21 protein-coding genes and 1 tRNA gene are annotated in these 24,656 nt (G+C 72.9%); 13 read left to right on the top strand and 9 right to left on the bottom strand.

The window, feature by feature from the left end:
• Window positions 1–37: 37 nt before the first annotated feature.
• Both orn and AMK31_RS01090 read left to right on the top strand, forming a co-directional pair.
• The gene (orn, locus tag AMK31_RS01095; protein WP_073938346.1) at window positions 38–646 is read left to right on the top strand and encodes an oligoribonuclease; all 609 of its coding nucleotides are present in this window, start codon (window positions 38–40) and stop codon (window positions 644–646) included.
• 121 nt (window positions 647–767) lie between these two features.
• Window positions 768–840 (top strand) — tRNA-His (locus AMK31_RS01090).
• 33 nt (window positions 841–873) lie between these two features.
• Here the strand turns inward: AMK31_RS01090 and AMK31_RS01085 are convergent.
• Together AMK31_RS01085 and AMK31_RS01080 are read right to left on the bottom strand one after the other, a co-directional pair.
• Window positions 874–1,383, bottom strand: a complete 510-nt coding sequence (locus AMK31_RS01085) for a hypothetical protein (RefSeq protein WP_198948393.1) — start codon at window positions 1,381–1,383, stop codon at window positions 874–876.
• 97 nt (window positions 1,384–1,480) lie between these two features.
• Window positions 1,481–2,536 (bottom strand): LacI family DNA-binding transcriptional regulator, encoded by a 1,056-nt coding sequence (locus AMK31_RS01080; protein WP_073938344.1) that lies wholly within the window; start codon window positions 2,534–2,536, stop codon window positions 1,481–1,483.
• 354 nt (window positions 2,537–2,890) lie between these two features.
• Here AMK31_RS01080 and AMK31_RS01075 point away from each other — a divergent pair, with 354 nt between their 5' ends.
• The 4 genes from AMK31_RS01075 (at window position 2,891) to AMK31_RS01060 (ending at window position 7,724) form a co-directional block, all read left to right on the top strand.
• Window positions 2,891–4,210, top strand: coding sequence for an ABC transporter substrate-binding protein (locus AMK31_RS01075; RefSeq protein WP_073938343.1), 1,320 nt, complete (start codon window positions 2,891–2,893; stop codon window positions 4,208–4,210).
• Between the two features lie 5 nt (window positions 4,211–4,215).
• Entirely contained in the window at window positions 4,216–5,235 is a 1,020-nt protein-coding gene (locus AMK31_RS01070) for a carbohydrate ABC transporter permease (protein ID WP_073938342.1), read from the top strand.
• A gap of 11 nt (window positions 5,236–5,246) precedes the next feature.
• Complete coding sequence (locus AMK31_RS01065; protein WP_073938341.1) at window positions 5,247–6,152, top strand: carbohydrate ABC transporter permease; 906 nt, start codon at window positions 5,247–5,249, stop codon at window positions 6,150–6,152.
• 111 nt (window positions 6,153–6,263) lie between these two features.
• Window positions 6,264–7,724 (top strand): GH1 family beta-glucosidase, encoded by a 1,461-nt coding sequence (locus AMK31_RS01060; RefSeq protein ID WP_073938340.1) that lies wholly within the window; start codon window positions 6,264–6,266, stop codon window positions 7,722–7,724.
• A gap of 125 nt (window positions 7,725–7,849) precedes the next feature.
• Here AMK31_RS01060 and AMK31_RS01055 read toward each other — a convergent pair whose 3' ends face one another.
• From AMK31_RS01055 to AMK31_RS01045, 3 genes are all read right to left on the bottom strand, one after another.
• The gene (locus tag AMK31_RS01055; protein WP_073938339.1) at window positions 7,850–9,322 is read right to left on the bottom strand and encodes a glycoside hydrolase family 18 protein; all 1,473 of its coding nucleotides are present in this window, start codon (window positions 9,320–9,322) and stop codon (window positions 7,850–7,852) included.
• A gap of 116 nt (window positions 9,323–9,438) precedes the next feature.
• The gene (locus AMK31_RS01050) at window positions 9,439–10,848 is read right to left on the bottom strand and encodes a sensor histidine kinase (protein WP_073938338.1); all 1,410 of its coding nucleotides are present in this window, start codon (window positions 10,846–10,848) and stop codon (window positions 9,439–9,441) included.
• Window positions 10,845–11,564 (bottom strand): response regulator transcription factor, encoded by a 720-nt coding sequence (locus tag AMK31_RS01045; RefSeq protein ID WP_073938337.1) that lies wholly within the window; start codon window positions 11,562–11,564, stop codon window positions 10,845–10,847. The genes AMK31_RS01050 and AMK31_RS01045 overlap by 4 nt, the downstream gene beginning before the upstream one ends.
• A gap of 138 nt (window positions 11,565–11,702) precedes the next feature.
• On the opposite strand from AMK31_RS01045, the gene AMK31_RS01040 reads away from it, so the two are divergent.
• Window positions 11,703–12,230, top strand: a complete 528-nt coding sequence (locus AMK31_RS01040; RefSeq protein ID WP_073938932.1) for a hypothetical protein — start codon at window positions 11,703–11,705, stop codon at window positions 12,228–12,230.
• A gap of 21 nt (window positions 12,231–12,251) precedes the next feature.
• On the opposite strand, the gene AMK31_RS01035 is transcribed toward AMK31_RS01040, so the two are convergent.
• Both AMK31_RS01035 and AMK31_RS01030 read right to left on the bottom strand, forming a co-directional pair.
• The gene (locus tag AMK31_RS01035) at window positions 12,252–13,121 is read right to left on the bottom strand and encodes a spermidine synthase (protein WP_073938336.1); all 870 of its coding nucleotides are present in this window, start codon (window positions 13,119–13,121) and stop codon (window positions 12,252–12,254) included.
• A 71-nt stretch (window positions 13,122–13,192) separates the two neighbouring features.
• A complete protein-coding gene (locus AMK31_RS01030) occupies window positions 13,193–13,654 on the bottom strand; it encodes a hypothetical protein (protein ID WP_073938335.1) in 462 nt (153 codons plus the stop codon).
• A 307-nt stretch (window positions 13,655–13,961) separates the two neighbouring features.
• Here AMK31_RS01030 and AMK31_RS01025 point away from each other — a divergent pair, with 307 nt between their 5' ends.
• The gene (locus AMK31_RS01025) at window positions 13,962–15,401 is read left to right on the top strand and encodes a tetratricopeptide repeat protein (protein WP_073938334.1); all 1,440 of its coding nucleotides are present in this window, start codon (window positions 13,962–13,964) and stop codon (window positions 15,399–15,401) included.
• 6 nt (window positions 15,402–15,407) lie between these two features.
• Here the strand turns inward: AMK31_RS01025 and AMK31_RS01020 are convergent, their stop codons facing one another.
• Entirely contained in the window at window positions 15,408–16,004 is a 597-nt protein-coding gene (locus AMK31_RS01020) for a histidine phosphatase family protein (protein ID WP_073938333.1), read from the bottom strand.
• A 156-nt stretch (window positions 16,005–16,160) separates the two neighbouring features.
• Here AMK31_RS01020 and AMK31_RS01015 point away from each other — a divergent pair, with 156 nt between their 5' ends.
• The 5 genes from AMK31_RS01015 to AMK31_RS00995 all read left to right on the top strand — a co-directional run bounded on the left by AMK31_RS01015 (window position 16,161) and on the right by AMK31_RS00995 (window position 22,589).
• Window positions 16,161–17,114: a phosphatase PAP2 family protein gene (locus AMK31_RS01015; protein ID WP_073938332.1), complete on the top strand. Its 954-nt coding sequence runs from the start codon at window positions 16,161–16,163 to the stop codon at window positions 17,112–17,114.
• The gene (locus AMK31_RS01010) at window positions 17,065–18,222 is read left to right on the top strand and encodes a hypothetical protein (RefSeq protein ID WP_073938331.1); all 1,158 of its coding nucleotides are present in this window, start codon (window positions 17,065–17,067) and stop codon (window positions 18,220–18,222) included. The genes AMK31_RS01015 and AMK31_RS01010 overlap by 50 nt, the downstream gene beginning before the upstream one ends.
• The gene (locus AMK31_RS01005) at window positions 18,213–19,811 is read left to right on the top strand and encodes a hypothetical protein (protein ID WP_073938330.1); all 1,599 of its coding nucleotides are present in this window, start codon (window positions 18,213–18,215) and stop codon (window positions 19,809–19,811) included. Before AMK31_RS01010 ends, AMK31_RS01005 begins: the two co-directional genes overlap by 10 nt.
• Window positions 19,808–21,166 carry an AAA domain-containing protein gene (locus AMK31_RS01000; protein ID WP_073938329.1) on the top strand — a complete coding sequence of 453 codons (1,359 nt, stop codon included), beginning with the start codon at window positions 19,808–19,810 and terminating at the stop codon, window positions 21,164–21,166. The genes AMK31_RS01005 and AMK31_RS01000 overlap by 4 nt, the downstream gene beginning before the upstream one ends.
• A 223-nt stretch (window positions 21,167–21,389) precedes the next feature.
• Window positions 21,390–22,589 (top strand): LLM class flavin-dependent oxidoreductase, encoded by a 1,200-nt coding sequence (locus tag AMK31_RS00995; protein ID WP_079186672.1) that lies wholly within the window; start codon window positions 21,390–21,392, stop codon window positions 22,587–22,589.
• On the opposite strand, the gene AMK31_RS00990 is transcribed toward AMK31_RS00995, so the two are convergent.
• Window positions 22,568–24,427 (bottom strand): putative bifunctional diguanylate cyclase/phosphodiesterase, encoded by a 1,860-nt coding sequence (locus AMK31_RS00990; protein WP_073938328.1) that lies wholly within the window; start codon window positions 24,425–24,427, stop codon window positions 22,568–22,570. The genes AMK31_RS00995 and AMK31_RS00990 overlap by 22 nt on opposite strands.
• Between the last annotated feature and the right edge of the window lie 229 nt (window positions 24,428–24,656).

The raw sequence follows: 24,656 nt of genomic DNA, 5'->3' as shown, positions 1-24,656 counted from the left end.
GGGATCCGCGCGCGGCCGTCGGCCGTAATGTGGACGCATGAACGATCGCATGGTGTGGATCGACTGCGAGATGACCGGCCTCTCGCTGTCCGACGACGCTCTCATCGAGGTGGCCGCCCTCGTCACCGACTCCGAGCTGAACGTGCTCGGCGAGGGCGTGGACATCGTCATCCGTCCGCCGGACCAGGCGCTGGAGACGATGCCGGAGGTGGTGCGTCAGATGCACACCGCGTCCGGTCTGCTCGCGGAACTGCCGAACGGCACGACGCTGGCGGACGCGGAGGAACAGGTCCTGGCGTACGTACGCGAACACGTCAAGGAGCCCGGCAAGGCCCCGCTGTGCGGCAACTCGGTCGGCACGGACCGGGGCTTCCTGCTCCGCGACATGCCGACGCTGGAGGACTATCTCCACTACCGGATCGTCGACGTCTCCTCGATCAAGGAGCTGGCCCGCCGCTGGTACCCCCGGGCCTACTTCAACAGCCCGGAGAAGAACGGCAACCACCGGGCCCTCGCCGACATCCGCGAATCCATCGCCGAGCTGCGCTACTACCGCGAGGCCGTCTTCGTGCCGCAGCCCGGCCCCGACTCGGACACCGCGAAGGCGATCGCCGCCAAGCACGTCCTGCCCGCTCAGCAGGCCTGACGAAGCCCGCCGGAAGCCCGCCGGAAGGGGCGCCGCGAAACACGTGCGCGAGCACCCCTTCGGACCCTGTACACTTTTTCTCGGCCGGTCGGGGAAACGACAAAGTCCATCGCCGGTCATGGTGGGTGTAGCTCAGCTGGTAGAGCACCTGGTTGTGGTCCAGGATGCCGCGGGTTCGAGTCCCGTCACTCACCCTGAGTAATCAGCCGGTGGCTCTCGGAAGAGAGTCACCGGCTGATTGCGTTCGGCCGGTGGGGTCCCGTCCGGTGCCGCCTCGTGTACGACCAGCTCAGCGCCGTCATCAGGAACGGGATGGCGCACAGGGGGGCGAACGCCAGGGCCCAGACCGTCTGTGCCGTACCGCTCGACATGTACGTCCGGCTCTCGACGGTGAACGCGATCACCAGCTGCCACAGCGCCACCAGGACCAGGACGCCCGAGGTGATCCAGGCCACGGTGCCCAGCGTCCGGGGGCGCAGCGGACGCCACCGGTCGCTGACGAGCAGCAGCGGTGCCAGGGCGGCCAGCTCGGCGAGCACGGAGAGGCCGACGACGTAGGCGACGCCCCAGCCCGGGATGCCGAAGACGTCGCGCAGGACCCGGTCGCTGTAGCCGACATATATCCCGGACGCCATGGCGATGCGCCACAGACCGGACGGGAGCGCGCACAGGGCGATGGCGTGGGCGGCGCGGCGGGCCCACAGGGGCGCCGGCGCGGGGGCGGTCGCTGTCGTCATGCGGACATGCTGGCTCCGGGCGGGGCGGCCGCACATCGTCCGCTGCGGCAGCGCGTCTCCGCCCCGCGGCGGAGACGGAACGGGATCCGCCCCTCCGCTATGACGACGCCCGCTCCACCAGCTCCGTGGCCAGCACCATCTGCCTGCGCTCCAGCCCCCGCGACGCCGCCGGGCGGCGGTCCGCGATCTCGGTGAGGAGGAGGTCGATCATGCGGCGGCCCATTTCCTCGATGGGCTGGCGGACGCTGGTCAGGGGCGGGTCCAGGTGCCGGGCGATCGCGGAGTCGTCGTAGCCGACGAGGGCCACGTCGTCGGGGATGTGGCGGCCGGCCTCGCGCAGGGCGTGCCGGGCGCCCGCCGCGGTGACGTCGGACGCCGCGAAGACCGCGTCGAGGTCGGGGTGACGGGCCAGCAGGGCGGCCATCGCGCGGCGGCCGCCCTCCTCGGTGAAGTCGCCGGCCTCGATGAGCCCTTCGTCGGCCCGGTGGCCGGCGTCGGCGAGCGCGTCCCGGTAGCCGTCGACGCGGCGCTGGGCGCCGTAGACGTCGAGGCGGCCGGTGATGTGCGCGACCCGGCGGCGGCCGCGGGACAGCAGGTGTTCGACGGCCGAGCGGGCGCCGCCGTAGTTGTCGGAGTCCACCGACGGCAGGGTCTCCGCGGCCGAGCGGGGACCGCTGATCACCGCGGGGATCTCCAGCTGGGCGAGGAGGTCCGGGAGCGGGTCGTCGGCGTGCACGGAGACCAGCAGGACGCCGTCGACGCGGTGCGCGGCGAGGTACTGGGCGAGCCGCTGACGCTCGCGGTCGCTGCCCGCGAAGATCAGCAGGAGCTGCATCTCCGTCTCGCTCAGCTCCGCGCCCACACCGCGCAGCATGTCCGAGAAGTACGGCTCCGCGAAGAACCGCGTCTCCGGTTCCGGGACGACCAGCGCGATCGCGTCGGTGCGGTTGGCGGCGAGGGCGCGGGCCGCCGTGTTCGGGACGTAGCCGAGTTCCGCGACGGCCGCCTCGACGGCGGCGCGGGTCGCGTCGCTGACCCGCGGCGAGCCGTTGATCACCCGGGAGACCGTGCCCCGCCCGACTCCGGCGCGTGCGGCGACCTCTTCCAAGGTCGGCCGGCCGCCGCTGCGGCCCCGCGCTCCGTGGCTTGCCATGGGCTTCGCCCTCCCGTCGTACACCCGTTGGCCTGGAATGTAACAGTGCCCCGGCCATCTGGCGCCGACGGACCGGGGGTGATCCCGGTTCCCGGATTCCAGTTAACAGGCCGATAACTGAACGCAGTTCTCCGCGTCCGCTCCCTTGACACCCCCGCTCGAACCCACGAACCTTCAACACATCACCGATGGGAGCGCTCCCACACTACCTGGCACATACACAACCCGCACGTTCCCCGCCCGAGCCGCAGCGTCACACAGCACCACGGGACACCCACGCAGCACCACGCACCACGGGACCAACCAAGTATTTCTGGCCGGGGGGTCGGCACGTCAGGGCAACTGGAGGACCCAATGCGAGCATCTACCCGTACCCGCCGCAAGGCGGTCGTCCTCGCGGCCGTCGCGTCGCTGGGCGCCGGGCTGCTGGCCGGCTGTGCCGACGACGGCGAAAACGAGTCGGGCCAGTCGAACGGCGGCGACGGCGGCGGCAAGACGACGATCACGCTGGGACTCTTCGGGACGATGGGCTTCAAGGAAGCCGGTCTCTACGACGAGTACATGAAACTCAACCCCGACATCACCATCAAGGAGAACGTCACCGAGCGGAACGAGAACTACTACCCCGCGCTGGTCAACCACCTCACCACCAACAGCGGCCTGATGGACATCCAGGCCGTCGAGGTCGGCAACATCGCCGAGGTCGTGGCGACCCAGTCCGCCAAGCTGCTCGACCTGTCGAAGTACGGCAAGGAAAGCGACTTCCTCAAGCCGAAGTGGCAGCAGGCCACCACCCAGGACGGCCAGACGATCGGCCTCGGCACCGACGTCGGCCCGATGGCCATCTGCTACCGCACCGACCTCTTCGAGAAGGCCGGACTGCCCACCGACCGCGAGGAGGTCGGCAAGCTCTGGGCGGGCGACTGGAAGAAGCTCGTCGACGTCGGCCGCGACTACCAGAAGAACGCGCCCAAGGGCACCTACTTCATGGACTCCCCCGGCGGTCTGATCAACGCGATCCTCAGCAGTGAGACCGAGCGGTTCTACGACTCCTCCGGCAAGGTCATCTACAAGTCCAACCCGGCCGTCAAGGACGCCTTCGACCTCACCGCGGCCGCCGCCGAGGACGGGATCCTCGGCAACCAGACCCAGTTCCAGCCCGCCTGGGACCAGACCATCGCCAACAGCAAGTTCGCCGCGGTCTCCTGCCCGCCGTGGATGCTCGGCACCATCAAGGGCAAGTCGAAGCCGGAGTCCAAGGGCAAGTGGGACGTCGCCCAGGCGCCCAGGTCCGGCAACTGGGGCGGCTCCTTCCTCGCCGTGCCCAAGTCCGGCAAGAACACCGAGGAGGCCGCCAAGCTGGCCGCCTGGCTGACCGCGCCCGAGCAGCAGGCCAAGCTGTTCAAGGTGCAGGGCGGCTTCCCGAGCACCCCGGCCGCGTACACGATGCCCGAGGTCACCGGCGCCAAGAACGAGATGACCGGTGACGCCCCGATCGGCGAGATCTTCGCCGAGGCCGCCAAGAACGCCCCCGTCCAGGTGATCGGCCCGAAGGACCAGATCATCCAGCAGGGCCTCACCGACAACGGCGTCATCCTCGTCACCCAGGGCAAGTCGCCCGAGGAGGCCTGGGAGACGGCCGTGAAGACCATCGACAACAACCTGGACCAGTGACCCGTATGACCACTGGGCACGACACCGCCGCCGCGGCCCCCTCCAAGGAGGGGGGCGCGGCCCCGGGCCGCCCGGCCGGCGCCCCCGCGTCCGACGGGAAGGAGCAGCGCCGACGGACCCGGCTGTCCCGCCGCTGGCAGCGGGACGTCCGCTGGAGCCCGTACGCGTTCGTCTCCCCGTTCTTCCTGCTGTTCGTGGCCTTCGGCCTGTTCCCGCTGATCTACACGGGCTGGGCCTCGCTGCACCAGGTGGAGCTGACCGCGCCCACCGACATGAACTGGGTCGGGCTGCGCAACTACACCCGGATCTTCGACGACGAGTTCTTCTGGAACGCGGCGCAGAACACCCTCACCATCGGCATCATCTCCACCGTCCCGCAGCTGCTGATGGCGATGGGCATCGCCCACATCCTGAACTACAAGCTGCGCGCCTCGACCTTCTACCGGGTCGTGATGCTCGCGCCGTACGCGACCTCGATCGCCGCCGCCTCGCTGGTCTTCGTGCTGCTCTTCGGCCGTGACTACGGCATGATCAACTGGGCGCTGGGCATGGTCGGCATCGACAACATCGACTGGCAGAACGAGACCTGGGCCTCCCAGGTCGCCGTGTCGACGATCGTGATCTGGCGATGGACCGGCTACAACGCGCTGATCTATCTGGCGGCGATGCAGGCGATCCCGCAGGACCTGTACGAGTCGGCGGCGCTCGACGGCGCCAACCGCTGGCAGCAGTTCTTCCATGTGACGCTGCCGTCGCTGCGGCCGACCATCCTGTTCACCACGGTCGTCTCGACGATCGGCGCCTCGCAGCTGTTCGGCGAGCCGCTGCTGTTCGACGCGAACAAGGGCGCCTCGGGCGGGTCCCAGCACCAGTTCCAGACGCTCGGCCTGTACCTGTACGAGCAGGGCTGGGTCAACCAGCACCTCGGCCGGGCCTCCGCCATCGCCTGGACGATGTTCCTGATTCTCATCCTGATCGGGATCGTCAACTACGTCATCTCGCGCCGGCTGCGCGCCAGTAGTTAGGAGAACCGGCCGTGACGACGACACTGACTGAGCCGGATCCGGACATCGAGGAGCAGCCGAAGCGCTCGCGCCGGCCCCGGTCCGCGCGCGCGGGCGGGCAGATGCACGCCGGCCCGGTCGCGTACGTGATCCTCGCCCTGTTCACCATCGGCTCGCTGTTCCCGCTGGTGTGGACGGCGATCGCCGCCTCCCGCGACAACAACCGGCTGGCCGAGACCCCGCCGCCGCTCTGGTTCGGCGCCAACCTCTTCGACAACCTCGAACTGGCCTGGACCGACGCCAACCTGGGCGAGGCGTTCCTCAACACCACCATCGTGGCCGGGATCTCCGCGGTCACCATCGTCTTCCTGTCGACGATCGCCGGCTTCGCCTTCGCCAAGCTGCGCTTCAAGGGCCGCAACGCCCTGATGCTGATCGTCGTCGGCACGATGATGGTGCCGCCGCAGCTCAGCGTGATCCCGCTGTACATGATGGTCGCCAAGCTCGACTGGACCGATCAGCTCCAGGCGGTGATCTTCCCGTCGCTGGTGAGCGCGTTCGGCGTGTTCTTCATGCGGCAGTACCTGATCCAGGCGCTGCCGGACGAGATCATCGAGGCCGCCCGGATGGACGGCGCGAGCAGCTGGCGTGTGGTGTGGCACGTGGTGTTCCCGGCGGCGCGGCCCGCGATGGCCGTGCTGGGCATGCTGATGTTCGTGCAGACCTGGAACGACTTCCTGTGGCCGTTCCTGGTGCTGACCCAGACCGGCAATCCCACGGTGCAGGTCGCCGTGGCGGGCCTGGGCCGCGGTTACACCCCCGACCAGTCCCTGATCATGGCGGGCGCGCTGCTCGGCACGCTGCCGCTGCTGCTGGTCTTCGCGATCTTCGGCAAGCAGATCGTGGGCGGCATCATGCAGGGCGCGGTCAAGGGCTGACGCCCGTTTCTCCCAGGGGGCCGGGTCACCGCAGCCTCGGCCCCTCTTCACTTCCCCCTCTCCCTCACCTTTTCCTACGTCGGTCTCCACGACCCCAATGGGAGCGCTTCCATGCCTGAGCCCGTCAATCCGGTGCCCCCGGCGACCCCGGCTACCCCCGATTCCTTCCCCCCGGCCTTCCTCTGGGGCGCGGCCACCTCCGCCTACCAGATCGAGGGCGCGGTCCGCGAGGGCGGCCGGACCCCGTCGATCTGGGACACCTTCAGCCATACGCCGGGCAGGACGGCCGGCGGCGACACCGGTGACATCGCTGTCGACCACTACCACCGCTTCCGCGAGGACGTGGCCCTGATGGCGGAGCTGGGCCTCACCGCGTACCGCTTCTCCATCTCCTGGTCCCGGGTGCAGCCCACCGGCCGCGGCCCCGCCGTCCAGGTCGGCCTGGACTTCTACCGCCGGCTGGTGGACGAGCTGCTCGCGCACGGCATCAAGCCGGCCGTCACCCTCTACCACTGGGACCTGCCGCAGGAGCTGGAGGACGCGGGCGGCTGGCCGGAGCGCGACATCGCCTACCGCTTCGCCGAGTACGCGCAGATCGTCGGCGAGGCCCTGGGCGACCGGGTCGAGCAGTGGATCACCCTCAACGAGCCGTGGTGCAGCGCCTTCCTCGGCTACGGCTCCGGTGTGCACGCCCCGGGCCGCACCGAACCGGCGGCGACCCTGCGCGCCGCGCACCACCTCAACCTGGCGCACGGCCTCGGCGCGACCGCGCTGCGCTCGGTGATGCCGGCCCGCAACTCGGTCGCCGCCTCCCTCAACTCCTCCGTCATCCGCACGGTCTCGCAGGACCCGGCGGACCTGGCGGCGGCGCGGAAGATCGACGACCTGGCCAACGGGGTCTTCCACGGCCCGATGCTGCACGGCGCCTACCCGGAGACCCTCTTCGCGGCGACGGCGTCGGTCACCGACTGGTCGTACGTCCAGGACGGCGACCTGGCGATCATCAACCAGCCGCTGGACGCGCTGGGCCTCAACTACTACACGCCGACCCTGGTCTCCGCGGCCGACCCGTCGGCGAAGGGGCCGCGGGCCGACGGTCACGGGGCCAGCGAGCACTCGCCGTGGCCGGGCGCGGACGACGTGGCGTTCCACCAGACGCCGGGCGAGCGCACCGAGATGGGCTGGACCATCGACCCGACCGGCCTGCACGACCTGATCATGCGCTACACCCGGGAGGCCCCGGGGCTGCCGCTCTACATCACCGAGAACGGCGCGGCCTACGACGACAAGCCCGACCCGGACGGCCGCGTCCACGACCCCGAGCGGATCGCCTACCTGCACGGCCACCTGTCGGCCGTCCGCCGGGCGATCACGGACGGCGCCGACGTCCGCGGCTACTACCTGTGGTCCCTGATGGACAACTTCGAGTGGGCCTACGGCTACGGCAAGCGGTTCGGCGCGGTGTACGTCGACTACTCCTCGCTGGAGCGCACCCCGAAGTCGAGCGCCCTCTGGTACGGGCGCGCGGCACGCTCCGGCGCGCTGCCCGAGCCGGCGACCGAGACCGCCTGACCCGGGGACCCTTGGGAAAGGGGGCGGGGCGCGACACCGTGGGGGGTGTCGCGCCCCGCGTTTCTCGTGGGGGCCGGAGCCGGCTGCCGGGCCGGCGGTCCGGGGCCGGGGCCGGAGGCCGGGGCTTACTTGTAGGCGGCGAACGCCTTCGTGAAGGCGTACTTCTCCTGCACGATGGAGCTGCACGTGGCGTCGGCGTGGTTCTGCGCGCCGCCTGCGCACTGCTTGTCGCGGGTGCCGGACCACATCGACAGCCAGCCGAGGCCCTTGGCCTTGGCGAAGTCCACCAGCTGCGCGGCGTCGTCGACCTTGAAGATCTCGGAGGTCACGTCGTTCACACCGATCATCGGGGTGACCGCGACCGTCTTCCACGCGGCGCTGTCGGACAGGCCGAGGACGCTCTTGATCTGGGCCTGGGTGGCGGTGGCGGCCTGCTCGGCGTAGGTGCCCATGTCGCCGCTGTACGCCGGGCCGTAGTCCATCGCCATGATGTTGACGGTGTCGATCCCGACGCCGTTCTTCTTGGCGTCGGCGAGCAGGTTCACGCCGTCCTGGGTCAGGCCCTCGGGCATGACCGGGAGGGTGAAGGAGACGTCCAGGTCCGGGTGCTGCTTCTGGAGCTTGGCGATGGCCTGCGCGCGGCGGGTGTTGGCGGCCGCGTTGGGCAGCGCGCCGCCCTCGACGTCGAAGTCGACCTTGGTGAGCGCGTAGGCGTCCACGACCTTGCCGTACGCCGCCGCCAGCGCGTCCGCCGAGGAGCAGGCGGTGGCCAGCTCGGAGCCGGCCGCGCCGCCGAAGGAGACCCGGACGTCGCCGCCCTTGGCGCGCAGCGCGCCGATCTGCGCGGCCACCGCGTCGTTCGCCAGGTCGGTGACACCGCCCCACTTCGGGGTGCAGCCGCCCCCGTCGGTGACGAAGGCGAGGTTGTAGTCCTTCACGCCGGTGGCGGCGGCGGCGGCGAGCAGGTCGAAGGCCGGGTAGAGGGAGGTGTCGACGTACGGGGCGAAGCCGGCGGTGGCGGGGCTGCCGGTGCCGGTGCTCTCCGAGGGCTTAGGGGTGGCGGTGGGCGTCGGGGTCGAGGTGGGGGCCGGGGTCTGGGAGGGGCTCTGGGACGGTGTCGCGGTGGGTGTCGGGGACTGGGTGGGGCGGCCGGTCGGCTCCGGGGTGGCACCGCCGTCGGCGGAACACTTCGTGCCGTCGATGCGGCAACCGGTCGGGTCCCCCGAGCCGTTGACGACGAAGCCCACGGTGACGGACTCGCCGACGGCCAAGCCGTCCGCGTCCCACTTCGGGGGCTTCACGGTGATGTGCCGGCCGCTGACGCTGGACTCGCCGTTCCACAGCGAGCCGAGCTTCGACCCGGCGGGCAGGTCGAACTCCAGGGTCCAGTCGGCCTTCGCCTTGCCGCTGTCGTTGGTGACGACGTACTGCGCGGTGTAGCCCGTCGACCAGTCGCTGGTCCTCGTGTACGCGGCGCCGACGCCGGCCGCCTGCGCGGTGCCGGTGAACAGGACGGCCCCGCCGCCCACCACGGCCGCCGCGACCACGCCCCCGATCGCCTTGTTCCTGCCGCTGATCCTGCGCCGGTGCGTGCTCATCGCGTGCCTGCCTTAACTGTTCACGGGGTTGCGTGGTCGGGTGCGGCAGCACGCTAGCGATCCGGAATCCGGCAAATCGCCTGATCCGGACCGAGGTTGCGGATCTTAGGGTGCGCTTAAGGAAGGGATCGGGACCGGTTAAAGCCGACGGCCGTCCTGCCCGGTCTGCGCCGTCGTACGGCCCCTCGGTGACCCCGCCGCGACGGCCCCGGCTCCCGCCCGTCCAGCTGGATCCAGATCCGCACCTCCGTGCCGCCGAGCACCGAGGAGCCGATCCGCACGTCACCGCCGGTGGACTCGGCGAGCCGGCGCACGATGTCCAGCCCGAGGCCGGTCGAGCCGTCGCTGCCGGAGCCCCGGCCGCGCGCCATCGCCGCCTCGGGGTCGGGTATGCCGGGGCCCGCGTCCGAGACCAGGACGATCACCGCGTCCTCGCCGTTGTGCACGTCGACCGCGAAGGCGGTGCCTTCCGGGGTGTGCCGGAAGACGTTGCCGAGCAAGGCGTCCAGCGCGGCGGCGAGGTCGGCCCGGGCGACGGGTATGCGCACCGGCCGGTCCACGCCGGCCAGCCGCACCTTGCGGCCCTCGTCCTCGGCGAGCGCCGACCAGAACGCCATCCGCTCGCGCACCACCTCCGCCGCGTCGCATCCGGCGCCCGGACCGGCCGCGGCGGTCTGCGGCTTGGCCTCGCGGGCGGTGCGGATGATGGTGTCGACCTCACGCTCCAGCTGGGCCACGGCGGCCCGGGTCTGCTCGGCCGCCGCGCCGTCGCCGAGCGAGGCCGTGTTGAGGCGCAGCACGGTCAGCGGGGTGCGCAGCCGGTGCGAGAGGTCGGCCGCCAGCTCCCGCTCGTTGGCCAGGAGCTGGACGACCTGGTCGGCCATCGAGTTGAACGCGACCGCGGCGAGCCGCAGTTCGGTCGGCCCCTCCTCCGGGACCCGGGCGCCCAGCTTGCCGTCGCCCAGCTCGCGCGCCCCCTCGACCAGGCGCTGCGCGGGCTGCACCATCCGCACGCCCAGCCGGTCGGCGACCGCGACGGAGCCGACGATCAGCGCGAGGCCGACCCCGGCGAGCACCGCCCAGGCGGTGCCGACGCCCTTGGTGACCGCCGTGTCGGGGATGTACACCTCGACGACGGCGAACTTCCCGGAGCTGAGCGCGACCGGCTGGAGCAGCGCGGATCCGCCGGACACGTCCGCGGTGGAGGCCCGGCCCAGGTCGCGGGTGGTGCTGATGTCCGCGTCGGCGGCCCGCTGCCGCCCGATCTCGACGGGGGCGCTGCCGTCGGCCGCCGGTATGTGCACGGCGATCCCGGCGTCGGAGCCGGCGGAGGCGACGACGCGTTCGAGCTGGGCGCGGTCGGTGGTGATGGACAGCGCGGGGGCGATCTCGGCGGCGTCGCGCTCCGCGTCAGAGAAGGCGCGGTCGCGGGCCATCTCCCTGATGACGAGCCCGAGCGGCACGGCGAAGGCCACGACGACCATCGCGGTGACGGCGAGCGACACCTTGACCAGCGCCCACCTCATCGGGACGGCTCCATGACCGGCGGCTCCACGGCCGGGGGTTCGAGCTTCACGCCGACGCCGCGCAGGGTGTGCAGATAGCGGGGCCGGGCGGCCGTCTCGCCGAGCTTGCGGCGCAGCCAGGACAGGTGGACGTCGATGGTCTGGTCGTCGCCGTAGGACTGCTGCCAGACCTCGGCGAGCAGTTCCCGGCGGGAGACGACCACCCCGGGCCGGCCGGCCAGGAAGGCGAGCAGGTCGAACTCACGGCGGGTCAGGTCGAGCCGCACGCCGTCGAGTTCGGCCTGGCGGCGCAGCGGGTCGACGGTCAGTCCGCCGACCCGGAGCACCGGGGACGGCGGGGTCTCGCCCGTGGCGGCGCGGGAGCGGCGCAGTACGGCGGCGATCCGCGCGGACAGGTGCTCGACGGAGAACGGCTTGGTCAGGTAGTCGTCCGCGCCCGCGTTGAGCAGCCGCACGATCTCCGTCTCGTCGTCGCGGGCGGTGGCGATGATCACAGGGACGTCGGTGAGGCCGCGCAGCATCTTCAGGGCCTCGGACCCGTCCAGGTCGGGCAGTCCGAGGTCCAGGATGACCACGTCGAATCGGTGATGGGCGACCTCGCGCAGCGCCTCCAGCGCGGTCCCGACACTGCGCACGGTGTGTGCGGCGTCGGTGAGATGCCGGATGAGCGCGGAGCGTACGAACTGGTCGTCCTCGACCACGAGCACACTTGCCATGCGCCGCACCGTACGCCATGCGAGCGGGACCGGTCCGGCGCCTGTGGACAACTGACGCGCTGTGGAAAACCCCCTGACGCCTCGTGACTGCGGTGACCGGTGGGACAGGGGTGGCGGTCGTGGTGCAGTATGGCCGCGATGCTCAGAGGAGTCGTACACGTACTGGCCTGGTCGCTCGCCACCGGCGCGGCGACCACGCTGTCGTGGTGGGGCGTCCACTCGGTGATGGCGGGCACGGCGTACGACCCGCCGCGTGCCCTGCCGGTCGTCTCGGCCGAGACGACCCCCGCGTCGGACAAGCCCCTGGCCACCTCGGCGAGCACCCGTCGCCCGGAGCCGTCGCGGAGCACCGGCTCGTCGACCGCCCCCGCGCCGGACCCGGCGCCCTCCCGCACCCCGACGGCCCGCCCGAGCGCGTCCCCCTCGCCGTCCGCCACCGCCTCCGGGCGGGTCCGCAGCTACACCACCGAGGGCGGCAGGGCCGTCTTCGACCTGGGTGAGCGCTCCGCGACGCTGGTGACGGCGACGCCGGGGGCCGGCTGGTCGATGCAGGTGTGGAAGACGGAGACGTGGATCCGGGTGGAGTTCACCTCCGGCGCGGACCGGGTCTCGGTGTTCTGCACCTGGCACGACGGCCCGCCGCGGGTGGAGATCGGCACGTACTGAGCCTCGTGGGAGGCCGGTCCGTCAGCGGAACACGGAGGCCGGGGGCGCGGGCGAGGCGACCGCCGCCGCGTCCGTGACCGGGAGGGCCCCGCCGGTGAAGTCGGTGAGCGTCCGGCCGTGCTCGACCCGCGCGGGGTGCGGGTCGGAGGCCGCGCGGCGGGTCAGTTCGGCGACCGGCAGGGGCAGGTCGGAGGCGACGAGGACGGCGTTGCCGAACCGTTTGCCGCGCAGTACGGCAGGGTCGGCGACCAGCGCGAGTTCGGCGAACCGGGCGGCCGCGGTGGCGATCTGGCCGCGCAGGTGGGCGAGCGGCGGGCCGTCGGCCAGGTTGGCGGCGTAGAGGCCGCCGGGCTTCAGGGCCCTGCGGACCTCGTCCAGGAATTCCGTCGAGGTCAGGTGGGCCGGCGTGCGGGCGCCGCTGAACACATCGGCGACGATCAGGTCGGCCCAGCCGTCCGGCACCTTGGCGAGGCCTTCCCGGGCGTCCGTCGACCGCACCCGGATGCGGGCGTTCGGCGCCAAGGGCAGCTCCCGCCGGACCAGTTGGACGAGCGGCGCGTCCTTCTCGACGACCTGCTGGGTGGAGCGGGGGCGGGTGGCGGCGACGTAACGGGCCAGCGTGAAGGCGCCGCCGCCGAGATGGACGGCGGTCAGCGGCTTGCCGGGCGGGGCGGCGAGGTCGATGACATGGCCGAGCCGCCGCTGGTACTCGAACGACAGGTACGCCGGGTCGTCCAGGTCGACGTGCGACTGCGGCGCCCCGTCGATCAGCAGCGTCCAGGCCCGCGCCCGGTCGCGGTCGGGTATCAGCTGCGCGAGCCCGCCGTCGACGGTCTCGACGACGGCGTCGGCGGCGGCCGACGCGCGCCGGGGGTTCCTGGACTTTCCCATCAACCCATTATCGGGCGGTACGGCGGGATCAGCGCAGGCGGCCGTCAGGCCCCGCCCGCCGGTCCGGCCGCTCAGCGGCAGCTGTCCGCGGCCTCGATCATCCGGGCCGCCTCGCCCAGGGCCCGGCGCAGCACCACGGGGTCGGTCGCGAGGTCGGCCTCACCGGGCGGGAGGAGCCAGCAGGTGCAGTCGGCGCCCGCGGCGGCCCGGGCTGCGACGCTCCCCGCGCCGGCCGTGCCCGCGGCCGGCGGTTCGGGGGCGAGGACGAGGCCGCGGCCGTTCGTCTCGGTGCAGGTGCTGCCCGGTACGTCCCAGCCGGCCGCGGTGCCCGGCGGCACCAGGAAGCCGAGGGTGTCGCCGTCGTCGTCGTGCAGGACGGGGCCCACTCCGTCGCCGTCACCGCGTCGCAGGATGTCGACCGCCTCCAGCCCCTGCCGGGCCGGCACCGTCACGAGGTCCCACGCGGTGTGCGGCGCGGGCGGCGGCGTACGAGGATCGATTCTCTGGCTGGTCTCCATCCCGGCCTCCACCACGGAATCCTCCTTGGGCGAGCGGGTCGGGAGTCGGGCGGCTCCCGGTCCGTCGTGCTCAACGCGCGGCGGCGTCAACGGCTACGGCGGAAGTGCGCCGCAAAGGATGGCAGTTCATGGCAGATCGCGGATGACATATCCGGTTTGTAGCTAAACACTGCGTGCCGAAGCCGTAACAGCAGGTACGTTCTTGCCCGCCGGAAACAGGGCCTGACACCGATAAAGCCAGACATACGTCACATGGGTCAAACTCGGGTCAACTCGCCCGGCGTCCGGCATGGTTCGACGGTTCGCACGAGAGGACCCGGCCATGGCGTCGTCAACGGTGACCTCGTCTCAGCCCAGTCGGCCCCCGCGGCCGAACACCGCCTTCCGGCAGTTGCGCGGACGGCGTTCGCCCGCCGAGTTCGCCGCGGCGGTCCGGCGGGCCGCGCGGGAGATCGGCGAGCGGGTCAGCTGTGACGCGCGCTACATCGGCCGGGTGGAAGCGGGCGAGATCCGCTGCCCCAACTACGCGTACGAGCGGGTGTTCCTGCACATGTTCCCCGGCCGCACGCTCACCGATCTGGGGTTCGCGCCCCGCTCGTCCGTACGCGGACGCGGGGCGCGCGCCGCCGACACGCCCCCCGTGCACGATCCGGCCCCGGCGGACACCAGCGGTGAGACACGCGGGGCGTACGAGCCGTATGACACGCAGGATCCGTACGACACGCACATCAACTACGAGGAGAGCGACGTGCTGCGTCGCGCATTCATGACGGGCGGAGGCGCCACCGTGGCCGCCGCCTCGCTGGGCCCCTTCGGGCTCGCGTTCGACGCGCAGGCGGCACAACGCCCCGTCCGCCGCGTCGGGGCGAGCGAGGCGAGCGCCCTGGAAGACGCCGTACGCCGGATCCGGCTGCTCGACGACCGGCACGGCGCGGACGGCCTCTACCGGCGCGCGGCGGCCCCCCTGCGCGCCGCCTACGCGCTGCTGGACGCCGGCACGACCCGGCAGGCGACCGCCGACCGGCTGCACTCCGGCGCCGGTGAACTGGCCATCTCCGTGGGCTGGCTGGCGCACGACTCCGGGCGGTACGACGACGCGCGCTCCCACTACGCCGAAGCGCTCGCCACCGCGCGGATGACCGGCGACGACGCGCTGGAGGCCCACGCCTTCTGCAACACGGCCTTCCTCGCGCGCGACGCCGGGCGCCCCCGGGAGGCGGTGCGCGCCGCGCAGGCCGCGCAGCGCATCGCGCGCCCCCTCGGCTCGGCCCGGCTGATGTCGCTGCTCGCACTGCGCGAGGCGGGCGGCTGGGCGGGGCTCGCGGACCGCGCGGGCTGCGAACAGGCCCTCACGCGCGCGCAGGCCCTCTTCGGACGAGGCCCCTCGGACGCCGACCCCGAGTGGATGAGCTTCTACGGCGAGGCCGAGCTGGAAGGGCTCGAGGCACAGTGCTGGTCGACACTGGGCGACTGGCAGCGGGCCGCGCGGCACGCGGGCCGGGCCGCGAAGCTGCAGGACCCGCACTTCACCCGCAACATCGCGCTGTACACCGCCGAGCTGGCCGACGACCTCGCGCGCGGGGGGCGGCCGGACGAGGCCGCGGCGGCGGGGATGCGGGTGCTCGATCTGCTGGACCAGGTGCAGTCGTCGCGGGTGCAGACGATGCTGGCGGGCACGGCCCGGTTGCTGGGGCCGCACCGGCGGGCGTCGGGGGTGTCGGAGTTCCTGGAGCGCCACGCGGGGGCGCAGCGGACGGCGTGAGCGGGTCTATCCCGCCAGGTGCCCCACGTCGTTCCAGCTCTCGATCGCCGGTTCGCCGTACGCCCAGCCCAGGACCGACAGCGACGTCGGGTTGAGGCGGATGCGGGACGCGAAGGCGATGGGGAGGCCCAGCCAGCGCGCGCCGATGGTGCGCAGGATGTGCCCGTGGGCGAACACCAGGACATCGCGGTCGGCCTCCCTGGCCCAGGCGACGACCTCGTCCGCGCGGGCCTCCACCTCGGCCAGCGTCTCGCCCTCGGGCACCCCGTCGCGCCAGATGAGCCAGCCGGGGCGGACCGCCTGGATCTCCGCCGGGGTCATGCCCTCGTAGGCGCCGTAGTGGAACTCCATCAGCGTGTCCCAGGTGTGCGCGCGGTCCCCGAACCCGGCGAGTTCGCAGGTCTCGCGCGCGCGGGAGAGCGGGCTGGTGCGTATCTCGACACCGGGCAGGCCGTCGAACGGCGCCCGGTGCAGCCGCTCGCCGAGCAGCTTCGCGCCGCGCCGGCCCTCCTCCAGCAACGGCACGTCGGTCCTCCCGGTGTGCTTGCCGGACAGCGACCATTCCGTCTGTCCGTGCCGGGCCAGCAGGATGCGCGGTGCCATGGACGACCTTTCCCAGGGAAACCAGAGGCGTGACCCCTCCATCATCGCGCACCCTTTGATGGGGCAACCTGGGGGGCGATCTCTGCGTCTTGAGGGCCGGGACACCCCCTGAGAGGCGTGACCGTGAAATGTGAGTCGAAGGGGGAGGGCGATCGGATGCCGCAGTCCGAGTGCGCAGGCATCGAGGCAGCCCAGGGGACACGGCCGCGCTGGTGGACCGAGCTGCCGCTGCTCGTCCTGGTGTACGCCTGCTACTCGGCCGGACGGCTCCTCGCCCGCGGCGACGTCTCCACCGCCGTCGACCACGGGCTGGCCATCCTGCGGATCGAGAAGGCGCTCCACCTCAACGCCGAGCACCCGCTGAACCGCCTGTTCACCCGGGAGGCGTGGATAGGGATTCCGGCGGACTTCTGGTACGCCTCGCTGCACTACCTGGTCACCCCGGCGCTCCTGATCTGGCTCTTCCGCTCCCGCACCGTGCACTACCGCGCGGCCCGCACCTGGCTGATGACCTCGACGTTCATCGGCCTGATCGGCTTCACCCTGCTGCCGACCTGCCCGCCCCGCCTGCTGTCGGCGGGGTACGGCTTCGTGGACACCATGGCCCAGTACAGCTCGTACGGCTGGTGGGGCGGCGAGGCCAGTGCGCCGCGCGGCATGGGCGGGATGACGAACCAGTACGCGGCGATGCCGAGCCTGCACGTCGGCTGGGCGCTGTGGTGCGGCGTGATCCTGTGGCGGTACGGCGGGACGCGCCTGGCACGGATCGCGGCGGTGGTGTACCCGCTGGTGACCACGATCGTGGTGATGGGCACCGCGAACCACTACTTCCTCGACGCCGCCGCGGGCGCGGCGGTGATGGGCGCCGGGCTGCTGCTCGCGCCGCTCGTGATGCGCGGCGCGGACCGGGCCAAGGCCCGTCTGACGGCGCGGACCACACCGGTCACGGTGACCGCGGGGACCGCACAGGCCACGATTGTCAGTGCCGGATGCCAGACTTCGGCGGGTGAGCGAATTCCACGGCAGCGCGAGTCACGGTTCGGACCGGGAGCCGAGCCCAGTGCCGCACCCTCGGACGCGGGGGGCGGAGCTCCGGCAGCGGCTCGCTGAGCTGCGCGGTCCCGACGTACCGGCCAAGACGCTCGACGCGCGTGCCCTCGCGGCGCTCGCCGCGAACCCGGGCTGCGCGCGGCGCGCGATCCTCGACGGCGCCGGGGTGGACAAGACGAGACTGGCGACCGCGCTGGGCTCGCCGTCCGGCTTCGGCCAGTCCCAGTTCGCGCTGACGCGCGGCAACGCGTTCGAGGCGCGCGTCAAGGCGGACGGCGGCGCGGAGCTGCTGCGGCTGGCGCACCGGAAGCTGGACCCGGGCGCCGAGCCGCCGGAGCAGGCCGGGGTGCCCGACCTGTCCGCGATCGGCCCGGCGGGGCGGGCGGCGCGTACGGCGCTGGCGCTGCGGGAGGCCGTCGAGGCCGGCGGCTGGACGCTGCTCGACCATCCGATGCTCGCGCTCGACGTCGCCGGGTCGCCCGCGTTCCTGGAGCCGGACGCGGTCGTGGTGCATCCGGACGGGAGCTGGACGGTCGTCGAGATCAAGTCCTTCCCGCTGCTGGACGGCTCCGCGGACCCGGCGAAGGTGGGCGCGGCGGCCCGCCAGGCGGCGGTGTACGTGCTGGCGCTGGAGGCGGTCGCGGCCCGGCTGGACCCGGCCCCGCGGGTGCGGCACCGGATCCTGCTGGTGTGCCCGAAGGACTTCTCCAACCTGCCCGCCGCGTCCGCCGTGGACGTGCGCAAGCAGCGCGCGGTGACCAGCCGCCAGCTGGCCCGGCTCACCCGGATCGAGGAGATCGTCGACACCCTCCCGGAGGGCACCTGCTTCTCCCCTGAGCTGCCGGCCGCCGAGCTGACCGCCGCCGTCGAGTCGGTCCCGGCGACGTACGCGCCCGAGTGCCTGTCCGCCTGCGAGCTGGCGTTCCACTGCCGCGGCCGGTCCCGCGCGGCCGGCGCGGTGACCTCCCTCGGCCGCGCGGCCCGCGCCGAGCTGGGCGGGCTGACCACGGTCGAGGCCGTCCTGTCGGCGGCCCGCGGCGAGAGCGGCGACCCGGACGATCCGGCGGTGGCCGCCCTGCGCCGGGCGGCCCGGCTCCGCGCGGAGGCCCTGTCCGCGGCGGCCTCCGGCCGGGACAGCGCCGGACAGGAGGTCGTCCCGTGTCCCTGATCACCACGCTCGCGCGGCTGGAGGCCGTCGACAGCGGCCGGGCGCAGCCCGTCACCACCGTCCGGCACCGGCGGGTGTCCGAGCGGCCGCTGGTGTTCGTGCCGCTGATCACCGCAGGTGAGGCCGGGGCGCCGCTCGGCGCGCTGGTCGGCACCGACCGGGACGCGCCGCGTCTGCTGGTCGTCCCGCAGCCGCGCGACCGCGACCTGCGGTTCGCGTTCCTGGCCGAGCTCGCGGACGTCGTGCTGCCGTACGTCGACGCGTACACGGACGCCGTGGAGGCCGCCGAGCGCACCGAGACCGACCCGGAGACCGGCAAGCGGACCAAGGTCGAGGTCGACCTGTGCGCGGACGCCCCGCAGCTGATCGTGCCGAGCCGCGCGGGCATCGAGTTCGTACGCCTGCTGGGCCGCTCCATGCGGTTCCGCCGCACGGCCGAGCAGGACCCGGAGACACCGCATCCGGCCCCGCCGCGCGTGCCGCTGCTCGGCCGCTGGCTGACGCACTACGCGGAGCGCTCCCGGGTGCCGGGTTCCTCCCTGTTGCTGGCGATGACCGACGTGCTGTCCCGGCACTGGGCGACCGGTCAGTCCGGCCTGGAGGACCAGCACCTGGGCGCGCTGCTCGCCTGGATCGACCCGCCCGAGGGCGGCTCCGGCGCCGAGGCGGCGCTGCGGGCCGAGCTGGCCCGGGACGAGCGGGGGCAGCTGCTGTGCCCGCCCGCCGGCCCGGCCACCGACCCGGCGTTCGACAACAAGCTGCTCGCCCCGGCGATCGAGCGCTACGACCGGGCGCGCGGCGCCCTCGCCGCCGCCGAGGACGGCCTGGAGGCGGACGACCGGCTCGGCGCCCTCACCGCCGCCGAGCGGGAGATCCGCGCCCTGGTGGAGAGCGTGGCGCGCCCCACGTGGGACGCGGTGTGGCGGGGCCTGGACCTGCTGCGGGCGCTGCCCGAGGGCGGGCGGGTCGAGGAGCGCTGGACGCGCGACCGCTGGTCGTTCACCGGCCACCGTGACCGGGTGCGGTCCGGCGAGCCGCCGCAGCCGCGCCACGACGACGCGGTGACCGCGGCGAACAAGCTGGCCACCCGCGAACGGGAGCAGGCCCGGCTGGAGGCGCAGGAAGCCCTCGACGACCCGCTGGTGATGGCGGGCCGTCGGCTGTCCGGGGAGGCGTTCGCGGGCGAGGTCGTCGAGGTGACGATGGCGTACAGCGAGGGCAAGCGCCCCAGCCCGCGCCCGCTGGTCACGGTCCGCACGGACGACCGGCCGCACCTCGGCGAGCGCGCCAAGGTGTACCGCTCGCTGGGCGGCAAGCCGCAGTCCGCGGAGTTCGTGGCGAGCGAGGAGGAGGGCGCGCTGGTCGTGCTGCGCGTCCTGGACAAGATGGGCCGGGGCAAGGAGCCGGAGCCGGGTTCGGTGCCCGAGAAGGGCGACCGGCTCTGTTTCACCCTGTTCGAGCACGAGCAGCGCGGCGGCGCCAAGCTGCCCGACCCCGAGGACACCCCCTGGACGCACGGCGGGCCGCCCGGCGAGGAGGCCGCCGTACCCGAAGTCGCCGACCCCGTGACCGAGGAGGACATCCTGTGACCGCCGAGGCCGTCGCCGCCCCCGGTACGCCGTTCGACCCGGGTACCGCCGCCGCCCGGGCCACCGAGGCGATCCTCCGCGACACCCTGCACGGCCCGGACCGCGGTGTGGTCGTCGACTCCCCGCCCGGCGCGGGGAAGTCCACGCTCGTGGTCCGCGCAGCCCTCGAACTCGCCGCCGCGGGGCGTCCGCTGATGGTGGTCGCGCAGACCAACGCCCAGGTCGACGACCTGGTACTGCGGCTCGCCGAGAAGGACCCCGAGATGCCGGTGGGCCGCCTGCACAGCAGCGACGCCGACCCGTACGACAAGGCGCTCGACGACCTGACGAACGTCCGTACGTCGGCGAAGGCGGCGGACCTGGCCGGGCTGCCCGTCGTGCTGTCGACCGCCGCCAAGTGGGCCCACGTCAAGGTCGACGAGCCGTGGCGGCACGCGATCGTCGACGAGGCGTACCAGATGCGCTCGGACTCGCTGCTCGCCGTCGCCGGACTGTTCGAGCGGGCGCTGTTCGTGGGTGACCCGGGGCAGCTCGACCCGTTCGCGATCGTCGGCAGCGAGCAGTGGGCGGGGCTGTCGTACGACCCGTCGGCCTCCGCGGTCAGCACGCTGCTCGCGCACAACCCGGGGCTGCCGCAGCACCGGCTGCCGGTGTCCTGGCGGCTGCCCGCCTCGGCCGCGCCGCTGGTCTCGGACGCCTTCTATCCGTACACCCGGTTCCGCAGCGGCACGGGCCACGGCGACCGGAGGCTGGCCTTCGCGGTGCCGTCGGACGGCTCGGGCCCGGACCGGGTGATCGACGAGGCCGCCGAGTCGGGCTGGGGCCTGCTGGAGCTGCCCGCGCGGCACACCCCGCGCACCGACCCGGAGGCGGTGCGGGCGGTGGCGACGGTGGTGCGCCGGCTGCTGGACCGGGGCGGCGCGGCCACCTCCGAGCGGTCTTCCGGTCCCACCCCGCTGACCGCCGACCGGATCGCGGTCGGCACGGCCCACCGCGACCAGGCGGCGGCCGTCCGCGCGGCCCTCGCCGAGCTGGGCGTGAGCGACGTCACCGTGGACACGGCGAACCGCCTCCAGGGCCGGGAGTACGACGTGACGGTCGTCCTGCACCCGCTCTCCGGCCGCCCCGACGCCACCGCGTTCCACCTGGAGACGGGCCGCCTGTGCGTACTCGCCTCCCGGCACCGGCACGCGTGCGTGGTGGTCTGCCGCGCGGGCGTCGACGAACTGCTGGACGACTATCCGTCGACGGAACCGGTCCAGCTGGGAACGCTGGTGAAGTTCCCGGACGGCTGGGAGGCGAACCATGCGGTGCTGGCGCATCTGTCGGAGCACCGGGTGAGCTGGCGGCCCTGACCGACGCGCCGGGCGCCCGATAAGCGAGCACGCGGCCCGACCCCGCTCAACGGCCGGACGGAGTCCGGCACGCCGCCGGGGGCGGCCGATGGTCACAGCCCCGGACGGCTGGGAGGCGAACCATGCGGTGCTGGCGCATCTGTCGGAGCACCGGGTGAGCTGGCGGCCCTGAGGGACGGGGGCGTTCCCCGCCCCCCACCCCCCTATGTCCGCCCCCCGGGGAATGAACCCCCCTCCGCCTCCCGTTGACGCTCATGACCCCACCGCATGCGCGACGAGAGCAGGAGGCCCCACCGTGGCGGCAGACGACAACAGGGACGCCGGGAACCCCAGCGGCGAAGGCCACGGCATCCGAGGCACCGTCCACGGCTCCGCCCCCGTGCCCCTGTCGGTCCTCGACCTGGCCGTCGTGAGCGCCGGCCGGACCTCGAGCGACGCGATGCGCAACAGCGTCGCCATGGCCCGTCTGACGGAGTCCCGGGGCTTCCACCGGTACTGGGTGGCCGAGCACCACTCCATGCCGGGCGTGGCGTCCTCCTCGCCCGCGGTGATCCTGGCCCACCTCGCCGCCCACACCGACCGCATACGGCTCGGCTCGGGCGGCGTGATGCTGCCCAACCACGCCCCGCTGGTCGTCGCGGAGCAGTTCGGGACGCTGGAGGCGATGGCCCCGGGCCGGGTCGACCTGGGTCTCGGCCGCGCCCCCGGCACCGACGGGGCGACCGCGGCCGCCCTGCGCCGCACGGACCGCCCGGAGGAGGCCGCCGACGACTTCCCGCGGCAGCTCGCCGAGCTGACCCGGTTCCTGGACGACGACTTCCCCGACGGCCACCCGTATCGCAGGATCCACGCGGTTCCCGGCCCCGTGCAGGGCACCTCCCCGGGCGGCGTCCAGTCCCCGAACCGCCCGCCGATCTGGCTGCTGGGCTCCTCCGGCTACAGCGCCCGGCTGGCCGGTCTGCTGGGCCTGCCGTTCGCGTTCGCCCACCACTTCTCGGCGCAGAACACGATCCCGGCCCTCGATCTGTACCGGGAGTCGTTCAAGCCGTCGGAGGTGCTGGCGGAGCCGTACGCGCTGATCGGTGTCGCCGCGCTGGCCGCCGAGGACGAGCGGGTGGCCCGGCGTGAGGTGAAGGCATCGGTGCTGAGCATGATCCGGCTGCGCACCGGCCGTCCCGGTCTGGTGCCCAGCGCGGAGGAGGCGGAGGCGTACGAACTGAGCCCGATGGAGCGGGACTTCGCGGCGTCGTGGAGCTCGAACATCATCCACGGCACCCCGGACGAGGTCCGCACCGGTCTCGACGACCTGCAGAAGCGCACCGGCGCCGACGAGCTGATGATCAACGCCAACACACCCACCGACGACGTGCGGCTGCGCAGCTACGAACTCATCGCCGACGCCTACGGCTTGCCCGCGGCCTGACCCTCCGGGCAGGCCAGCAGCTCGGAGATACGATCCGCCGCCACCGGCCGGGAGTACAGCCACCCCTGGCCGGTGTCGCAGCCGATCCGGCGCAGCCGCCCGGCCTGCGCGGAGGTCTCCACGCACTCGGCGGTGACGGTCAGCCCGAGCCGGTGCGCGAGCTGGATCATCGCCTCGACGATGACCTCGTCGGCGGGGCTGGCGTGCGCGGCGGCGTCCTCGTACTGGAAGCCGCGCACGAAGGACCCGTCCAGCTTCAGCACGGACACCGGCAGCCGGCTGAGGTAGGCGAGGTTGGAGTAGCCGGTGCCGAAGTCGTCGATGGCGATGCGGACGCCCATGTCGCTGAGCGCCTGCAGGGTGCGCAGGGGGCGGCCGGAGGAGCCCATCACGGCGGACTCGGTCAGTTCCAGTTGCAGCAGGTGCGGGGCGAGGCCGGTCTCCGCCAGGATCTCGGCGACGTCCGCGACCAGGTCCGAGTCCCACACCTGGCGTACCGCCACGTTGACGCTGACGAAGATGGGCGGCTCGTCGGGGTGTTCGAGCTGCCAGCGGCGGGCCTGGCGGCAGGCGGTGGCGAGGACCCAGCGGCCGAGCGGGACGATCGCGCCCTCCTCCTCCGCCAGTCCGATGAACCGATTCGGCGTCAGGGTTCCGAACTGCGGGTGGTTCCAGCGCACCAGCGCCTCGACACCGCTGAGCCGTCCGTCCGCCATGCCGACCAGCGGCTGGTACTCCAGGGTGAACTCGCCGCGGTCGATGGCCGGGCGGAGGGTGGAGGCGAGCGCCTGGCGGGTCATGCGGTGGGCGTTGCGCTCGGGGTCGAACAGCGTCCAGCGGGCCTTTCCGTCGGCCTTCGCCCAGTACAGCGTGGTGTCGGCGGCCTGCATCAGCCCGGTGGCGGTGGTCCCGGCGGCCTGGCGTTCGATGACGCCGATGGAGGCGGAGAGGCTGAGCCGCTGCCCTGAGAGGTCGAACGGCTCCTGGAGCGCGGTCAGGACGGATTCGGCGAGGTCGGCCAGCTGTTCGGTGCCGGTGGAGTCCTCGACGAGCAGGGCGAACTCGTCGCCGCCCAGCCGGGCGACCAGCGGGGTGCCGGCCCGCGCGTAACCCGCCTCGTCGGCGCAGCGGGTGAGGCGCTCGGCGACGGCGGCCAGCAGCCGGTCGCCGACGCGGTGGCCGAGGGTGTCGTTGACGGCCTTGAAGCCGTCCAGGTCCAGGTAGCACAGCCCGATCCGGCCGGTGCCGCCGCGGGTGTAGGACTCGGTGTCGAGGGCGGCCGAGAGGCGTTCGAAGAACAGGGTGCGGTTGGGCAGCCGGGTCACCGGGTCGTGCATCTGCAAGTGCCGCAGCTGTGCCTGGAGTTCGCGCCGGGCGCTGATGTCGGTGATGGACAGCAGCACTCCGGGGGCGCGGTCGGCGAGCGGGACGACGCTGATCTGCGCCCAGATCGCGTGTCCGTCGGGGTGTTTGAGCCGGCGGGTGCAGCGCAGCCTGGCCTGCCGGCCGCGCAGCACCTCGCGGTAGGCGTGCCAGGTGCGGGCGTCGGAGGCGAGGTCGAGGAAGTCGGCGGCGACCCGTCCGACGAGTGCCTCGGGGGTGCCGCCGAAGAGGGCGGCGAGTGCGTCGTTGGCGGTGACGACCTGCCCTTCGCGGCCGATGACGGCCATGGCGAGCGGGGCGGCGGCGAAGGCCGGGCGGTAGGGGTCGCCGCCCGCCCCGCCGAGGCCGGGCACACCGCCGGCGTCGGTACCACCTGCCGCCTCGAAGTTACTCTCTGTGACGGCCGTCCGGATGAGGTCTGCCGCGGGCGTCGGCCCTTCGGAGGTTCCGCTCACCGCAAGCTCCCGCAGTGCACTCGATCGTCGTCCGCGCAGGAAAGTGTGCCGATCATAGAGGGTGTCCTCCGGCCCTTCCAGCCACTGCTCGCCACTCAAGACATACCCACTTTGCAGGCGGATCGTTTCTGCCCGCAGCTGGACGGGTTCCCAACCTCACGACCACTGGTGACGTTCCGTGAGCAACCCGGGGGTGTCGCCGTCCGCATCACGCCCCCGCCTCACTCGT

The sequence above is a fragment of the Streptomyces sp. TSRI0107 genome (assembly GCF_001905845.1).
GTDB lineage: Bacteria > Actinomycetota > Actinomycetes > Streptomycetales > Streptomycetaceae > Streptomyces.
Note: the sequence above shows the minus strand (reverse complement) of the source record. Positions and strands in the feature narration are given on the sequence as shown.

Coding starts and splice junctions, on each gene's coding strand:
- orn (WP_073938346.1), top strand. CDS start 38: ATGAACGATCGCATGGTGTGGATCGACTGCGAGATGACCGGCCTCTCG.
- AMK31_RS01085 (WP_198948393.1), bottom strand. CDS start 1,383: ATGACGACAGCGACCGCCCCCGCGCCGGCGCCCCTGTGGGCCCGCCGC.
- AMK31_RS01080 (WP_073938344.1), bottom strand. CDS start 2,536: ATGGCAAGCCACGGAGCGCGGGGCCGCAGCGGCGGCCGGCCGACCTTG.
- AMK31_RS01075 (WP_073938343.1), top strand. CDS start 2,891: ATGCGAGCATCTACCCGTACCCGCCGCAAGGCGGTCGTCCTCGCGGCC.
- AMK31_RS01070 (WP_073938342.1), top strand. CDS start 4,216: ATGACCACTGGGCACGACACCGCCGCCGCGGCCCCCTCCAAGGAGGGG.
- AMK31_RS01060 (WP_073938340.1), top strand. CDS start 6,264: ATGCCTGAGCCCGTCAATCCGGTGCCCCCGGCGACCCCGGCTACCCCC.
- AMK31_RS01055 (WP_073938339.1), bottom strand. CDS start 9,322: ATGAGCACGCACCGGCGCAGGATCAGCGGCAGGAACAAGGCGATCGGG.
- AMK31_RS01050 (WP_073938338.1), bottom strand. CDS start 10,848: ATGAGGTGGGCGCTGGTCAAGGTGTCGCTCGCCGTCACCGCGATGGTC.
- AMK31_RS01045 (WP_073938337.1), bottom strand. CDS start 11,564: ATGGCAAGTGTGCTCGTGGTCGAGGACGACCAGTTCGTACGCTCCGCG.
- AMK31_RS01040 (WP_073938932.1), top strand. CDS start 11,703: ATGCTCAGAGGAGTCGTACACGTACTGGCCTGGTCGCTCGCCACCGGC.
- AMK31_RS01035 (WP_073938336.1), bottom strand. CDS start 13,121: ATGGGAAAGTCCAGGAACCCCCGGCGCGCGTCGGCCGCCGCCGACGCC.
- AMK31_RS01025 (WP_073938334.1), top strand. CDS start 13,962: ATGGCGTCGTCAACGGTGACCTCGTCTCAGCCCAGTCGGCCCCCGCGG.
- AMK31_RS01020 (WP_073938333.1), bottom strand. CDS start 16,004: ATGGCACCGCGCATCCTGCTGGCCCGGCACGGACAGACGGAATGGTCG.
- AMK31_RS01015 (WP_073938332.1), top strand. CDS start 16,161: ATGCCGCAGTCCGAGTGCGCAGGCATCGAGGCAGCCCAGGGGACACGG.
- AMK31_RS00995 (WP_079186672.1), top strand. CDS start 21,390: ATGAACCCCCCTCCGCCTCCCGTTGACGCTCATGACCCCACCGCATGC.